This is a genomic window from Acinetobacter sp. SH024 (genome assembly GCF_000163635.1).
Lineage (GTDB): Bacteria > Pseudomonadota > Gammaproteobacteria > Pseudomonadales > Moraxellaceae > Acinetobacter > Acinetobacter pittii.
The window spans coordinates 335,091-350,880 of the sequence record NZ_GG753603.1 but is presented as its reverse complement, the minus strand read 5'-3'; the positions used below and the strand labels follow the sequence as shown (position 1 = coordinate 350,880).

Annotated in this window: 16 protein-coding genes; 7 read left to right on the top strand and 9 right to left on the bottom strand. The window is 37.2% G+C overall.

Translation table 11 applies throughout. From position 1 onward, the window contains the following. Positions 1 to 74: 74 nt before the first annotated feature. Entirely contained in the window at positions 75 to 2,225 is a 2,151-nt protein-coding gene (gene yccS, locus HMPREF0013_RS20435; protein WP_005804565.1) for a YccS family putative transporter, read from the top strand. A gap of 40 nt (positions 2,226 to 2,265) precedes the next feature. Here yccS and HMPREF0013_RS20430 read toward each other — a convergent pair whose 3' ends face one another. Then, entirely contained in the window at positions 2,266 to 3,495 is a 1,230-nt protein-coding gene (locus HMPREF0013_RS20430) for an MFS transporter (RefSeq protein WP_005804564.1), read from the bottom strand. A 368-nt stretch (positions 3,496 to 3,863) separates the two neighbouring features. Further along, the gene (locus tag HMPREF0013_RS20425; RefSeq protein WP_078210504.1) at positions 3,864 to 4,232 is read right to left on the bottom strand and encodes a hypothetical protein; all 369 of its coding nucleotides are present in this window, start codon (positions 4,230 to 4,232) and stop codon (positions 3,864 to 3,866) included. Positions 4,233 to 4,469: 237 nt separating this feature from the next. On the opposite strand from HMPREF0013_RS20425, the gene HMPREF0013_RS20420 reads away from it, so the two are divergent. Together HMPREF0013_RS20420 and HMPREF0013_RS20415 are read left to right on the top strand one after the other, a co-directional pair. Beyond that, complete coding sequence (locus tag HMPREF0013_RS20420) at positions 4,470 to 5,057, top strand: NAD(P)H-dependent oxidoreductase (RefSeq protein WP_002117050.1); 588 nt, start codon at positions 4,470 to 4,472, stop codon at positions 5,055 to 5,057. A 13-nt stretch (positions 5,058 to 5,070) separates the two neighbouring features. Then, positions 5,071 to 5,385 carry a putative quinol monooxygenase gene (locus HMPREF0013_RS20415; RefSeq protein WP_005804561.1) on the top strand — a complete coding sequence of 105 codons (315 nt, stop codon included), beginning with the start codon at positions 5,071 to 5,073 and terminating at the stop codon, positions 5,383 to 5,385. 44 nt (positions 5,386 to 5,429) lie between these two features. On the opposite strand, the gene HMPREF0013_RS20410 is transcribed toward HMPREF0013_RS20415, so the two are convergent. Further along, positions 5,430 to 5,798, bottom strand: a complete 369-nt coding sequence (locus tag HMPREF0013_RS20410; protein ID WP_017400479.1) for a hypothetical protein — start codon at positions 5,796 to 5,798, stop codon at positions 5,430 to 5,432. A gap of 185 nt (positions 5,799 to 5,983) precedes the next feature. On the opposite strand from HMPREF0013_RS20410, the gene HMPREF0013_RS20405 reads away from it, so the two are divergent. Further along, a complete protein-coding gene (locus HMPREF0013_RS20405) occupies positions 5,984 to 6,772 on the top strand; it encodes a hypothetical protein (RefSeq protein ID WP_005804559.1) in 789 nt (262 codons plus the stop codon). 52 nt (positions 6,773 to 6,824) lie between these two features. On the opposite strand, the gene HMPREF0013_RS25460 is transcribed toward HMPREF0013_RS20405, so the two are convergent. The 3 genes from HMPREF0013_RS25460 to HMPREF0013_RS20395 all read right to left on the bottom strand — a co-directional run bounded on the left by HMPREF0013_RS25460 (position 6,825) and on the right by HMPREF0013_RS20395 (position 9,734). Continuing rightward, positions 6,825 to 7,154, bottom strand: a complete 330-nt coding sequence (locus HMPREF0013_RS25460; RefSeq protein ID WP_005804558.1) for a hypothetical protein — start codon at positions 7,152 to 7,154, stop codon at positions 6,825 to 6,827. 113 nt (positions 7,155 to 7,267) lie between these two features. Next, a complete protein-coding gene (locus HMPREF0013_RS20400; protein ID WP_005804557.1) occupies positions 7,268 to 8,248 on the bottom strand; it encodes an AbiH family protein in 981 nt (326 codons plus the stop codon). 76 nt (positions 8,249 to 8,324) lie between these two features. Then, complete coding sequence (locus tag HMPREF0013_RS20395; protein ID WP_005804556.1) at positions 8,325 to 9,734, bottom strand: FAD-binding oxidoreductase; 1,410 nt, start codon at positions 9,732 to 9,734, stop codon at positions 8,325 to 8,327. A gap of 378 nt (positions 9,735 to 10,112) precedes the next feature. Between HMPREF0013_RS20395 and serA the strand changes: the two genes are divergently transcribed. From serA to HMPREF0013_RS20380, 3 genes are all read left to right on the top strand, one after another. After that, complete coding sequence (gene serA / locus HMPREF0013_RS20390) at positions 10,113 to 11,345, top strand: phosphoglycerate dehydrogenase (RefSeq protein WP_004705258.1); 1,233 nt, start codon at positions 10,113 to 10,115, stop codon at positions 11,343 to 11,345. A gap of 98 nt (positions 11,346 to 11,443) precedes the next feature. Further along, complete coding sequence (locus HMPREF0013_RS20385) at positions 11,444 to 12,328, top strand: EamA family transporter (protein WP_005804555.1); 885 nt, start codon at positions 11,444 to 11,446, stop codon at positions 12,326 to 12,328. A gap of 90 nt (positions 12,329 to 12,418) precedes the next feature. Continuing rightward, positions 12,419 to 13,282 carry an EamA family transporter gene (locus tag HMPREF0013_RS20380; protein ID WP_005804554.1) on the top strand — a complete coding sequence of 288 codons (864 nt, stop codon included), beginning with the start codon at positions 12,419 to 12,421 and terminating at the stop codon, positions 13,280 to 13,282. A gap of 7 nt (positions 13,283 to 13,289) precedes the next feature. Here the strand turns inward: HMPREF0013_RS20380 and HMPREF0013_RS20375 are convergent, their stop codons facing one another. The 3 genes from HMPREF0013_RS20375 to truB all read right to left on the bottom strand — a co-directional run bounded on the left by HMPREF0013_RS20375 (position 13,290) and on the right by truB (position 15,648). Further along, positions 13,290 to 13,733 carry a hemerythrin domain-containing protein gene (locus HMPREF0013_RS20375; protein ID WP_001019905.1) on the bottom strand — a complete coding sequence of 148 codons (444 nt, stop codon included), beginning with the start codon at positions 13,731 to 13,733 and terminating at the stop codon, positions 13,290 to 13,292. 213 nt (positions 13,734 to 13,946) lie between these two features. After that, on the bottom strand, positions 13,947 to 14,723 hold the full coding sequence (locus HMPREF0013_RS20370) for a sulfite exporter TauE/SafE family protein (RefSeq protein WP_000525218.1): 777 nt from the start codon (positions 14,721 to 14,723) through the stop codon (positions 13,947 to 13,949). Positions 14,724 to 14,742: 19 nt separating this feature from the next. Further along, positions 14,743 to 15,648: a tRNA pseudouridine(55) synthase TruB gene (truB, locus tag HMPREF0013_RS20365; RefSeq protein ID WP_002116937.1), complete on the bottom strand. Its 906-nt coding sequence runs from the start codon at positions 15,646 to 15,648 to the stop codon at positions 14,743 to 14,745. Positions 15,649 to 15,790 lie beyond the last annotated feature (142 nt).

The window sequence follows — 15,790 nt, the reverse complement described above, 5'->3', positions numbered from 1 at the left end:
AATATTTTTGAAGTAATAAAAATTTAAAGTTACATACTGCTTTCTCACGTATTCTCTAATTTAGAACAAAAGCCGTGAATTATCTGACCCAAATATTTAATAGCTTTAAGACAAACTCTATTTTAATTTATTGCCTGCAAATTCTGATTGTACTCACTGGCACAACTTTAGGTTTACTTTGGCTGGGCTATAATCAACTTATTGTTCCTGTAACATTAGGGGCTATTGCAGCAGCATTAACAGACTTTGATGATCGTTTAAGTATTCGATTACGCAACTTGGTTTATGTCTGCCTGCTCTTTTTTACAGTCAGTAGCATTCTCGGCTTTTTAGCACCTTACAAAATTTTCTTTATTTTATATCTCTCTATCTCAAGCGCTTTTTTTATTTTACTAGGCGCCTTAGGGCAACGTTATGCCACGATTTCTTTTGGCACGATTCTGCTCTCTATTTATAGTATGTTCGGTTTAGGCGAATATACACATTGGTATCAACAACCTACTTATTTTGTTTATGGTGCTCTCTGGTACGGTTTAACTTCTATTTTATTTTTTATTATTAAACCGACACTCCCCTTACAAGATAAGCTCTCACAAATTTTTAAAGAAATTTCTGTTCTACTACAAGCAAAAGCTCGTTTGTTTGATCCGGACAATAAAGAGAATGTTGAACAGCTTTTATATGAATTATCGCTACAAAATACGCAAGTTGCCCAAAGCCTCAATCAAATACGCAGTTCACTACTTACTCGGCTTAAAGCTTCCAGAGTCAGTAATAAAAGCATCTATTGGCTAAACCTATATTTTTTCGCACGAGATATTCACGAGCAAGCCACTTCAAATTATTTACATTATGAACATATTCAACAGAATTTTAGCCGTAGCGATCTTATTTTCCGTTTCCAAAAAAACCTGCGTCTACAAGCACAAGCATGCCAAGACTTAGCTCAATGTATTTTATATAACCAGCCATATCAGCCTTCGCAAGAAAGCCAGAAAGTCTTGGGACATTTGGAAAGTTCTTTAAAAGATTGGATACAACAACATCCACAAAATTTTGAAGTTAAAAATTTAAAACTTATTTTTGATAATTTAAAAGGAATGCATGAACAGTTTGAACAACTGCAATATGCCCAACCTGTTCCTGAAAATAACACTCAAACAAGACAAGAACACTTAAATTTACTTGATGATGATATTCAAGGATTTTCAGATCTTATCTTAAAACTTCGGCAACAACTTACGCCACAGTCAGCGCTGTTTAGGCATGCCATACGAATTGCTGTGGTTTTCGCCGCAGGTTATGCAATTTCACTGTTACCCTTTGCGCAGCATGGCTACTGGATTTTACTCACCAGTTTGTTTGTCTGTCAGATTACTTATTTTGCGACTAAAAGCCGTCTTAAATTAAGAACGATTGGTACCTTACTCGGTGTTTTATTAGGAATACCTATTTTATATTTTGTGCCGAGTATTGAAGGCCAGCTCATCATTACAATTATTTGTGGAGTCTGCTTTTTTTACTTACGTCAAAAAAAATATGCTTTGGCTACACTCATGGCCACCCTTATGGTGCTATTAATTTTCAACTTAAAAGGCGCTGGCTACAGTATTATTTTGCCTCGACTGATAGATACCTTATTAGGCTGCTTTATTGCATGGCTTGCCGTAAACTTTATTTGGCCCGACTGGAACTTTCGAAACATCCCCAATAATATTAATAAAAGCAGCAAAGCGACCTTAGATTATTTCAATGTGATTGTTGAGCAATATCAATATGGCAAAAATCAGGATATAGAGTACCGTCGAATTCGTCGTGCTGCGCATAACGCTCAGATTGAGCTATCCAACATGATTTCAAGCCTAAGTGCTGAACCCAACCCGAACCCTCAACTCATCCATTATGCTTTTCGTTATTTGGTTTATAGCCACAGCCAACTGAGTTACGTAGCAGCGTTAGGAAGCCAACGACAAAAAATTGATGATCAACAGGTATTACAACTCTTACTGGATTGTCAGCAAATTCTTAAACAGAGCTTATTTGATCCGGCTTATATTGATTTCAATTTCCTTGAGCAGACTTTAGCGCAAATTCAAAGCCTAACTACTTATGAGCACTTTTCAGAAAATTACACACTCGTGTTAAAACAAATCAGTTTATTGCTAGAAACTTTGCCAGAATTATTAACACTTAAAGACAAACTTTTAGAACAAGAGATTAAGTAGAATAAAAAAATACCGGAATATCAATTCCGGTATTTTTTATTTAATTGTTGCCTTGTTGCAGTCTTTCTTGCATTTCCTGCCTCAAAGCACTTCGCGGTTGGCTAAACCAAAGAGCAATAAAGGTAAAGGCAGACAATGCAAAAGCCCATAAATGAAATTGTGTATAGAGATAACGTACAAGCTCAATCATTGCAAAGAAGCTCATCATCAGTAACATTGAAACTGCTGCTGCAACTGTTCCTTTTGATACCTCAGATGACATGAGTGCAAAGCGATATAAGACTGAAAAGCTAATTCCCTCACCAAAACAGATGAGCGTCATGCCTGTAAGCAAACATGGTATGAGATAGGTTTGCCACACTACACCTAATATTAAAATGAGTGTACCAGTGAGCATAATCGGCAAACCCATCATGACGGTTTTACCCAAAGGCAAACGGTCAATAATTTTGATTAAGACAATGTTGCCTACAATCAAACCCAAAAATACGGGAAATTGAGCTAAGCCATATTGCACACTAGTGAGCTTTAACTCATCTACTAAAATGATTGGAGACAAAGCAATCCATAGCATTAAAGGCATACCCACTAAAGGTAATGCGAGGCTTAAACCTAAAAAACGGCGGTTGGTAAACACCTTTTTAAAATCATCAAAAAGATAACTAAAAGGTTGTTTGGTTACACTGACTTGCTGGCTTGGCATCTGTTTTTTCAACCCGATCCAACTGAGTAATGCCAATACTGCGATGGCGACAAAGCCCCAGTGCCATGACACATAATCAATTAAGAAAGCGCCAAGTACAGGTCCTAGCAAGGGTGCAAGTAATGAGATATTTGCCATGAGTGCCATGACTTTAATCGCATCACGTTCAGCAAAGCTTTCTTGAATAGCCGCATATCCAACTGCTGAAATTACGGTTAAGCCAATTCCCTGCAAGAATCTTAAAGCTAGAAATTGCTCGATTTGCGTCGTCAGTAAAATTAAAAAACAGCATAGAGCAAAGAATAAAACTCCTGCTAATAGTACTTTTTTACGTCCGAGACGGTCCGACAAAGGACCAAGTAACCATGCAACAGATGCGCCACCTAATAAATAAAATGACATCGAAGATGGTGCCCAAGTTGCACTTACACCAAAATCTTCAGTAATTGCCAACATGGCTGGCTGAATCAGGTCGTTACCAATATAAACCGCAAATTCAAATAGCACTAAGGCCAAAGGAAACATCAACGTTGTACGGTTCAACGTTGTCGTTTGAATATTTTTCATGAGTTGTACACTTCAAAATAGCGGCCATATGTCTGTACGACTACCTATAAAATAAGATGTAGTCATGACGATGACATGTATGGTCAATCAATCTTTAGTTAAGTTGTTATATGCCGTGAGAGTGCATGTTTAGAGTGTGAAACACCGTATTCACAAGGTGTCTAAAACGAGAAAAAATATATGACGTGAGATTCGGTAATTTTTACCAATTGGCACAATTGCCGAGCGCAACAATAGCACTTTTTAAATTGATCAGCAATCATGCAATTTCAAGAAGCTTAAATTTCAGTTTTTTGCACAAAAGGGCATGTAAATTATGGTTGTGCACAAACTCAAAGTTATCCACATATTCGATAAAAAATTAAGCATCATGGGCAAGGATTAACTTGAAAATCTGTAGTTTCCTCTCCTTTTGTACATTGATAGCTTTGCTTTTTATTCACAATTTTCCAGATTTGCTGATCTCGTTTTAATAAATATTCAGTACGTGTTTTCGACACCGCATCTGGACTAGGCTCTGTTTGCAAAATAGTAACTTGAGCATTGGAAGGATCATCCGAAGCATTCATTTGCTGTGAAATATCTAAATTGCTTGCATCATTTAAAAGATCTGGTTGATCGAGTAATACAGCCTGTATAGGACTATCAGCAAGTTGAGCAGAAGAATTTTGAGATGGAGCACAAGCAGTTAATATACTTAGGCTGAAAATAATCAACAAACCATTCTTTTTCATCACTCTTCCCCTCTATTTACTCAAAATTAATGCTAAAGATAATAGGCCACTTTTTCCTTTTGAGCTTTGTAAATAGGCATAAATTTATTGATATTAATGAGATAGATTAATTTTAAATAGAAATCCAATAATAATTATTGATTTTTTATCAACAATATTTTTCCTATTCATGCATTTTTCTACAACAGTAAATCTCATAGAGTATGCGTCAAATACAGGAATTTAATGAGAGCAACCTCCATGAGTAAGATTTTAGTGATTAATGGTGCTAAACAATTTGCCCACTCAAACGGTGAATTAAATGACACATTAACCACCCTTGCAACGACACATCTCACGGAACTCGGCCACGAAGTTCAAGTCACCCGTGCAGACAGCAATTATGATGCTGAAAGTGAAGTTGAAAAATACTTATGGGCAGATGTTGTTATTTATCAAATGCCAGGCTGGTGGATGGGCGCACCTTGGACAGTCAAAAAGTATATTGATGATGTCTTTACCACTGGCCATGGTTCACTTTATGCAAGTGATGGCCGTAGCCGTTCTGATGCCTCAAAAAAATATGGTTCAGGTGGTCTAATTCATGACAAAAAATATATGCTGTCTTTGACTTGGAATGCTCCAATGGAAGCATTTGAAGATGCAGATCAATTCTTCCATGGCGTAGGTGTAGATGGTGTTTATTTACCATTTCATAAAGCCAATCAGTTCTTAGGCATGAGTACCCTTCCGACATTTATCGTAAATGACGTAATTAAAATGCCTAACGTTGATAGTTATGTTGAAGAATATAAAGCACACTTAAATACTGTATTTGCAGCAGCCTAATAAGGAGAAATCCATGCTAACCATTATTGCGGAAATTCGTACTAAATCGGGTGGACAGCATCGCCATAACGTATTGGATGCCTTTCAAAAAATCATTCCAACTGTTTTAGCAGAAGATGGTTGTCATGGTTATGAACCTCTAGTTGATCACAAATCAAATGCGAGCTTCCAAACCCAAGAGCCTGATACGATTGTCATGCTAGAAAAATGGCAAAGTGTTGCTCATCTTGAAGCGCATTTAGCGACGCCTCATATGCAAGCGCATCATGCAGCCGTTAAAGATGATGTAGTTGACGTCAAAATTAAAATTTTAGAAAGCGGCGTATAATTTAGACTATAAAAAAGACGATATATTTATCGTCTTTTTTATTTTTAAGAGCAAAGTTGTGTTTGGAAACCTCTAGAGCCTTTCCCTCTCGCGCATTGATAGCTCTTTTGCTTATTTTGCAATTGCCACTTTTCATCAACTAGCTTAAATGAATATTCTGTTCGGATTGCAGAAACAGAATCATCCATTAAACCTGTTTGGATAACGGTAATACGGGAAACTGTTGGAGATTCTACTCGGTTAAATACTTGCTGAACTGAGGTATTGTTATGCTCTTTTACGATCTCAGGCTGGGCTTTAAGTACTTGTTGCATCGGAGTTTCCGAACCCACAAAAGGAATTAATTTACTGGTCGTCGCACACCCAGTGAAAAGCCCAGCACAAAGCGCTGAAATTAAAAATAAACGTTGCATTTTTATCACCAAAACAAAAGGCATAGCTTTATGATGCTATGCCTTTGTCGGTTACTCTGTAGAAACTATGTAGTTCTAAGGATAGCTACTCTTTTACAGGTCAAATAATTGTTCTTACTCACTCAACTTTAACGACAATCGTTTGATAAAATTAATTTCTATTACACATAACAAATAGGATCATTATGCAACTGACGTATGCGGGACAAGTTTTCTTGGTGGTCGTTGCAGTTTTGATGATTTGGTCATTTGTAATCACCAAGTTTTGGGTCAAGCGTTTAGCTAAAAATCGTAAAAGTAGTAAGTTTGAATTTGCCTATTTATTTGCCGTGGTTTTTAGTATTAGTGCTTTATTTTTCCCATTTACTTATTGGGTTTCTCAGGCAGTCTACGGCTTAGCAACCAAACCAACTTACGATGCAACTGTAGTGAGTTATACTTCGGAATGGGTAGATACTGAACGCACCGACTCAAATGGGCGTAAATATAAAACTAAGACACTGATGCATATTGCTCAGGTTCAATTTAAAGATAATCAAAACAGAACTCTAACTTTAGACAACTCAGTTCGCTCTGGTGATGTACCTGTAGTTGGTGAACATATTACTGTTGTTTATGAATCAGGTGATCACACCGCACAAGAAAAGAGCTGGCGAACAATTCTATTGTTTGCAGCCGCTTTATTTATGCTGTTTATTTTAGGTTATGTGTTGCTCATGATTATTGCCTACAGTCTAAAGCGCGACATGGAACCCTACAAAACATTTGCTAGCAAGTTAATTTTTAAAGTCACACTTCCACTTGGAACAATGGCGATGTTTTCGATGTTGTCTTATTCTATTTTTGCCTATTTCTTCTTAGGTAATCCAAGGGATTTACCTGTGTGGGCCATTACGCTTTGTAGCTTTTTTGCTCTTAGTCTTTTACCGTTGATTTATCATATTGTGACGGGTTGGAAAGCTTACAAGAAATAACTCTATCTAAAGCCACTTGTAAGATAAGTGGCTTTATCAAAAGTTACCCAAACTAAGTTAAATCAACTGGTTGAATATTATTAATTTCGACAAGATTAGGATTAGGCTCGAACTTTAACCAACCATTTTTCATCCACCTTTCCACTAGATTGCTCCCAAGAATGGAAAGTAAGTTATTTAACAATTCGAATTTTGCATAATTATTGAAATAAAAAACAATAATATTACAACGCTGCTGAATAAACTCTCCATTAAAGGAGAATATTTCTTTAATATAATTTTCATCTGATTGGTCCAAAGAGTGTCCCCATATTTGAATATTGTAAGTTTCTTCAGAACTTTGCTTCAACACTCCGTAATCTCTAGTTTTAGCATCAAACATTGTTCTAAAATATACATCTACACTTAAAGAGGGGTTATCTAAGTAACTATTGATTTCATCCTCTAAACTTTTAACTTTTCTTTCCGTAGAGTAAAAATGATTAATAATTTCACTTAAAAAATATAATCCGTATTTTTATACATTTTCTGATGATATTTAGTAAAACCATATGCTTTTATATTTTTTAATGATTCTGACTTTAAATCTGAAATCCCTAAAACAATATTTTGATTAACACCCGCCTTACCATGTAAGAAATCAACATATCGATCATTATTACAAATCTTAGTGTAAGTATTAGTATAATTAAATGAATAAACCTTATCATAATTAGAAATATAACTATCATCTATACCATTTTTAAACTTAAGATCACAAATCAAACAAAGATACCAGTTAAAAATATCAATAAAATTATTCAAAGATTCATTCAAATCCCCAATACTATTTTCAACTATATAAAAATCATATTTATCAAAGCGCTTAATATATTTATCACTTATAAAATAATTGTAATTCTTTGACTTCAAATCTGTGTAATTAAATTCTCTATATCCATCTGAATCTCTTACTGATTTATAATATTTCTTTTCTAAAATTTTCACACATGATAGAGCATCGCAAGCTCTTTCCCCCAGATAAATAAATTTATTAGAAGTAGAATCGTTACTTATAGATGTTTTTACTTCCAACTCAAGATTGTTATCTTTATTATAAAAATCAGTTATTTTTTCAAATAATTTAGTAAAATAATTTAATACTTCTTCAATCTTTTTTTCGAAATCTATCCAAGTTCTTACCTGTCTTACATGATCAGAGAAATATTGGTACCAAACATTTTCTTTCAAATGTTGCTTTAACTCTATGATTTGGTCAACCGAGATTTTGGTCTCATCTGTTTGATACATTGCTTTTGTATATCTGAAGAAATAATTCTCTTTTTCATACAAAGAGCCAAATAGATCATCAAAGCTCATCTCCCCAACAGATAAATCCCAATTTTCTATAGCTTCCATTGCAACCATAAAATGGTCATACTTTGTAGGCAAATAGTGAGATAAATCGAAGCCATTACCAACTATTAGAATATTCATTGTTATAAAATTCTCATAATAAAAAAGCGCATCTTTCGATACGCTTTTAACAGAAATTCTTTTATTCAATCAAGCATTAAAGATCAAACAATTTACCTGGGTTCATCAAACCATTCGGATCAAATACTTTCTTCAAAGCTTTCATATATTCAATTTCTTCAGGCGAACGTGAATATTCCAAATATGGCTTTTTCGTCATACCTACGCCATGTTCGGCAGAGATTGAACCATCGTATTTTTTAACGGTATCGAACACATATTTATTCACAACCTGACACTTCGCAAAGAACTCATCTTTGGTTAAGTTTTCAGGTTTCAAAATATTTAAGTGCAAGTTACCATCACCGATATGACCGAACCAGCAAATTTCAAAGTCAGGATAGTTCTCTTGAACAATTGCATCAATCTCACGAATAAACGCAGGTACATGAGTAATTAATACTGAAATATCATTTTTGTATGGAATAAACGGCGCGATTGATTCAGAGATATCTTCACGTAAACGCCATAAACTTTCTACTTGGTCAAGACTCTGGCTCATTACGCCATCAAGTACCCAACCCTGCTCCATACAATGCTCGAAGATTTCCATTGCTTTATCGAGAATCGGCTCATATGGAGCTTCAAACTCAAGTAATACATAGAACGGGCATTGAGTTTCAAATGGGCGTTGTACATGTCCATGATCTAAAACTTTTTGCATTGCAAGTTCACCAAAGAACTCAAATGCAGTTAAGTCGATGTCTTTTTGGAAGGCATGTAATACAGGCATTACTGCATCAAAATCAGGAACACCTAAAATTAAAACTTGTAAGTTTTGTGGTTGACGCTCAAGTTTAATTTCTGCTTCAGTCACTAAACCTAAAGTACCTTCACCACCAATAAACAAATGCTGTAATGCATAACCAGTGGCATTTTTAACCATGCCTTTGTTTAAACGTAAAATATCACCCTTACCAGTAACAACGGTTAAACCAAGTACCCAATTACGTGTCATGCCGTATTTAATTACTTTAATACCGCCAGCATTGGTACCGATATTCCCGCCAATCTGGCTAGAACCTGCTGACGCAAAGTCCACTGGGTAATACATACCTTGCTCTTCAGCATAGTTTTGCAATTGTTCAGTCACTACACCAGCTTGCACTCGTACCATACGATCTGCCGGGAAGAACTCAAGAATTTGGTTCAATTTGTCCATGCTAATGACAATTTCACCATTGGTTGCTACAGCACCAGCAGAGAGACCAGTACGACCGCCAGATGGTGTAATCGCAACATTAAACTGGTTCGCAAGCTTCACAACAGCTTGAACTTGTTCAGTCGTTGACGGAAAAACGATGACCGATGGGTTCGGATTAAAATGCTTGGTATGATCTTTACCCCAGTTTTCGAGACTATCAGCATCGGTTTTAATACGGTTTTCACCGACGATTGCTGTTAATTGGGTGAGTAACTCAGGTGTTAAAGCGACTGGAGCATTCATCGTTTGCAGACCTAGCAAGAAGTAAACTATGGTGGGACTATGACTTCATATTCTCAAGGTTTTCACCTGAGCGAAGCCATAATGTTCAAGGAACTCCTATATTCTACATGTATCCGCACAAGCGATAAAGTTCAGAATAGAGATACTGTCAATACAAAACATGTTTAACGCCAATAAATGCGTTTTTATAAGGCTTCCAGATAAAAACATGCTTCTTTAATCTGCCAAGCATATTTTGAAACACTCGACAAGCCATAAACAGAAGTGATTAGACATAGATAAAATTGCCATAAGGCAATGGTATAAACGAAATATCTATAGCACCGCCCAATATGTTATTATACCGCCACCAAATTTGGCCTTTGTAGCGGAGCCGTAATGAGCCAACATCTTTCACTACCTAAAGATAAAATCCGTTTCCTTTTGTTAGAAGGCGTTCACCAAAACGCAGTCGATACTTTAAACGCTGCGGGTTACACCAATATTGACTATCGTAAAACTGCTCTTGAAGGCGAAGCGCTTAAAGAAGCAATTAAAGATGCTCACTTTATTGGTATTCGTTCGCGTACCCAATTGACTGAAGAAGTTTTCGAAGCTGCAAATAAATTGATCGCAGTAGGTTGTTTCTGTATCGGAACAAACCAAGTTGATCTTAAAGCAGCGATGGCACGTGGTATTCCTGTATTCAACGCACCGTATTCAAATACGCGTTCGGTTGCAGAGCTTGTACTTGCTGAAACAATTCTTCTTCTTCGCCGTGTTCCTGAAAAATCGGCGGCTTGTCATCGTGGTGGTTGGGACAAATCTGCTGTGGGTTCTTTTGAAACTCGTGGCAAAACTTTAGGTATTGTGGGTTACGGTTCCATCGGTTCTCAACTTTCAGTTCTTGCTGAAAGTATGGGTATGCATGTTATTTATTATGATGCAGTAACTAAGTTACCAATGGGTAATGCTCGCCAAGTTGGTTCTTTAGATGAACTTTTAGCAACTGCAGATGTTGTAACGTTGCATGTACCAGATGTTCCGTCTACACGTAACTTCTTCACTAAAGAACAATTTGCGAAAATGAAAGAAGGCGCGATTTTCTTAAATGCTGCACGTGGTACATGTGTAGTGATTGAAGATTTAGCTGATGCAATCAAATCTGGTCATATTGCTGGTGCAGCGGTTGACGTATTCCCGAAAGAACCAAAAGCAAACGGTGAAGAATTCCAGTCTCCACTTCGCGGATTAGACAACGTGATTTTAACTCCTCACGTTGGTGGTTCAACCATGGAAGCGCAAGCAAACATCGGTTTAGAAGTTGCAGAGAAATTTGTTGCTTACTCTGATAAAGGTATGACACTTTCTGCGGTGAACTTCCCAGAAATCGCATTACCATTGACAGCTGGCCAACACCGTTTATTGCACATCCACAAAAACGTGCCAGGCGTATTGTCTAAAATCAACAACTTGTTTGCTGAACAAGGCATCAACATTTCTGGTCAGTCTCTTATGACTAAAGGCGACATCGGTTACCTCGTCATGGACGTTGACGCTTCTGCTTCTCACGAAGCTTTAGATATGTTGCATGAAGTTGAAGGTACAATTCGCGTGCGCGTATTGTTCTAATACGAACTGTAAATTTAAAAGCCACAGCAATGTCTGTGGCTTTTTTATGGGCATTTACATTATCATGTGAAAAGTATACCAATCGATCAAATAATAAAATGTCCAGTTCGAACCAGAAATCTCAGCTGCATGCTTTGGGCTTTCTCATTCTCGCTATGCTAAGCGTACAAAGCAGTGCATCTTTAGCAAAAATTCTGTTTCAGAACTTCCCTGTACTGACTGTTTCAGCAATGCGCCTATGTTTAGGTGCAATTATTCTTGCCTTTATTTTTAGAATTTGGCGAATTAATTTTAGTCAGGTTCGATGGAAAGCAATTTTAGCTTATGGATTTGCGCTTGCAGGCATGAACGCACTGTTTTATCTGTCGATCGAACGCTTACCGATTGGGATCGCGGTTGCTTTTGAATTTATTGGACCTTTAAGTGTGGCGTTATACCACGCACGCCAAAAATATGATTTTGTTTGGGTGAGCTTCGCAATTATTGGGCTGATTTTACTTTTCCCTTTCAATCAGGCCCATAGTCTAGATTGGATCGGCGTTTTATTTGCTATTAGTGCAGGGGCTTGTTGGGCGCTTTATATTATTGCCGGTCAGAAACCTTCTGGTATTTCAGGTAATCATACGGTGTGCTTGGGAATGAGTGTAGGTGCATGCATCTTATTACCCATTACCTTTTTTTCAGGCTCAATTGCACAAGTTATAGAACTTCCCTATCTTTTTTATTTTATTGGTTTGGCTATTTTAGCCAGTGCTCTCCCATTCTCTTTAGAAATGTTAGCACTGCGCAATTTGACACCTTTAAGCTTTGGAACATTGATGAGCCTAGAACCCGCAGTTGCAGCGCTATCTGGTTTTATCTTTTTAGGCGAATATCTGTTATGGAACCAATGGCTAGCACTTGCAACCATTATTACCGCTTCTGTTGGTTGTACCATAACCACCCAAAAAGCTCGCCAAGAACGTGAAAAAGTAGCAAGTTAATTTAATGAAATTTGCCAGCTAAAACACAGTATTCGTTATAATTGTCCACCATTATTTTTAGACATCAGATGAAGCGCTAGAGTATTTTCCATGCAAAATCTTCCAATTATTGCTGTGCTGTATATGATTTTGTCTATGGTCTCATATCAAATCAGCGCTTCATTTGCCAAACAGCTCATTGCAACATTAGACCCTCTCACCGTTACAATTTTAAGGCTGAGCTTTGCAACAGTCATCGTCGCGATCATGTTTCGCTCTTGGAAAATCTGGTCACGCTTACCCTATTTAAAATGGCGTGATTTATTGATGTACTGCGCATCTTTAGGCTTAATGAATATCCTATTTTATACCTCACTTGGAAAATTACCCCAAGGTATTGCTGTTGGATTAGAGTTTATTGGTCCATTAGGCCTTGCGCTTCTTTCTATTAAACAAAAGAGCGACTACATTTGGGTAGCACTAGCCATGTTAGGCATTGCACTCATGGTACCTTGGCAAAACCCTATTCAACACCATTTCTCGTATGTAGGTGCAGCATGTGCGCTAGGTGCAGGACTTTGCTGGGCCTTCTATATCTATTTCGGTCATAAAGTTGTGACCCAAAATATCGGGATGCACGCCTTAACGATTGGGATCGGTGTATCTGCACTTGCCTTATTGCCAATTGGAATCTGGCATAATGCTCCTGCATTACTTGAGACACAGTACTGGGGTAAAGCCTTACTTATTGCGGTGTTAGCGACTGCAATTCCATATGCACTCGACTTAATGGCTCTCAAACAACTCAATAAGTTAACTTACGGGACTCTAACGAGTTTAGCACCTGCATTGGCAGCATTAACGGGTTTCTTATTGCTTCACGAAGAAATCAGCATGCTGCAATGGGTGGCTTTGGCTTGTGTAATGTTGGCCTCGATTGGGGTTACTTTAAGAAGCACTAGAAAAGCTGCGTAGGTTTGCTCTACTGCTGCTTTTTATACTTTTTATATTCCTTTAAATATTTATTACCCAGCGTTTCTTTTTCACTGTCTTTCAGAATTTTTCCGGCTTGCTGGAAAAACTTATGCTCTTCTTCTTTTAAATGGTGATGGACTTTTTCACTCAACTGTTTGGCGGTTGCTAACCAGCTTGGGCTACTCATATCGGTTTTTTCGAGCTGCTCAACCAACTCATCCATTTCGTGATGCTCAGATAAAGCATGTCTCGTAATATCTAAACCGACATCGTCAAACATTAAAGGAATATAGAGGTAACGGTCTTCGGCAACTGAATGGGCATAAAGTTCATTTTTTAATGCATCAAATAGTTCTTTTCTTTCTTCAGTTAAACCATGTGTCTGAATAAGTTGTTCAGAAAGGTTACGTTGATTTTCATGGCTTTCTCTTAATGCTTCGAAAATATTCATTCTCTTCCTCATTTTTTAGCTAAAAAATCTTTTTTATTTCAAGGTTTATCATACGTTGAAATTTATAATGTTTAAGTAGCTTAAAATGAGACTATTTTTTACACAGTTTTCTTTCTAGTAAACTTCTGTAATGATTTTTATATTTCTAATTTCAAATGATACAAAAAAGTATGAACTGCATTTTAGGGACAGCTCATACTTTTTTAATCTTATTTAACCCGTAACAAACATTTGATAGCCCAAACGGCAAATCAGAATACTCACCAAGATTAAAAAGATAATTCGCACAAAACCACTACCATATTTAAGCGCAGTACGCACCCCAACAATAGAACCTAGCACGTTAGCCGCCGCCATCATTAAACCAATATGTAAAATCGCGTGACCAGTTGGGATGAGGAAACTCAGCGCAGCTAAGTTAGTCATAAAATTACCGATTTTTGACAAAGCTGAAGCATGCAAGAAATCAACTTGTAAAAAACGGATAAAGAAGAAAATAAAGAAACTACCTGTACCTGGCCCAAAAATACCGTCGTAAAAACCAATAGCCAAACTACCGATACCAGCTAAAATTAACATTTTCGTGGTAATTTTTTGCTCAGTATGAACTTGACCGAAGTTCTTTTTAACTAGGGTATAAATCGCAATCACAATCAACATTACGAAAACGAAAGGACGCAATACGGATTGTGGAATAAGTGATAAGCATGCCGCGCCGGCAAAAGAACTAATCAAGGCACAAATGGCAATAACGGCTAAAAGCTTCCATTGCAACTTAACTTTTTTAGCAAATGTATAAGCCGCTGATGCAGTACCAAAAATGGATGAGACTTTATTGGTACCAATCACCGTAGCAGTCGACATGTTAGGAAAAGTGCTCATGATCCCGGGAATCTGGATGAGTCCACCGCCACCCACAGCAGCATCAATTGCTCCTGCAGTAAACGCAAAAAAGATCAAACTAAGGATAACGTCCCATTCCATGCCCATGCTTTATACTCTACATCTACTACAAATTTAAGATACGCTTAGGTACCAACCGTTTTTTATCGGTAATCTCGGCTAAGCCTAAACAGCGCTCACCCGAAAACACCAAAACTTCTGCTTCTGCAGAATGCTCAATATTGCTTTCTAAACCGTTGCAAAAATATTTTTCACGCCCTTCTGGAACCTGAATTTTTAAGAAATGGTCAACTGGTGCATAAACTGGAAGTAGCAAAGCTTCTCTTTGCTCTTCTGTTAAACTTTCCAGATATTCAATGGTATAACTCGGTATAAGCTCAAAATGTCCTGTTTGAGTCCGGTTTAGCATCGTTAAATGTCCACCACAACCAAGTGCTTCACCAATATCTTCACCTAATACACGGATGTATGTACCTTTAGAGCAGGTTACATCCAGAGTGATACTATTTTCGGTAAACTCAATAAGCTCTAAAGCATAAATCGTGACTGGACGCGCTTCACGCTCAATCTCTATACCTTTTCTCGCCAACTCATATAACGGCTTACCTTCTTTTTTCAAAGCCGAATACATGGGTGGAACTTGTTGAATATCTCCTCTAAATTTCTCTAAGGTTTGTTCAATAAGTTCTTGGCTAAGCACCGGAATAGGACGCTCTTGTAAAATCTCCCCTTCCACATCACCTGTTGTAGTGGTCTGTCCCAATCGAACAGTGGTTTGATAACGCTTTGTTGAGTCCAGCAAATAATGTGAAAACTTGGTCGCTTCTCCCAAACAAATCGGGAGCAAACCTGTCGCCAAGGGGTCTAACGCTCCAGTATGGCCTGCTTTTTGGGCGCGATATAACCAACGCACTTTTTGCAAAGCGGCATTTGAACTTAAGCCTAATGGTTTATTTAATAGAAATACACCACTGATATGGCGACGAGAAATTTTTTGATTTTTTGTCGTCATTTTTACTGGAACACAAAGCTAGAAAAAAGTGCCGACATGTTAGCAAATTCGGCAAGATATTTTCACAATATTTAGGTGCCTTTTCACTTATTTTATGGCACATTAATGATCGAGTAAAAAAACAACAAATTAAAACTTAAGG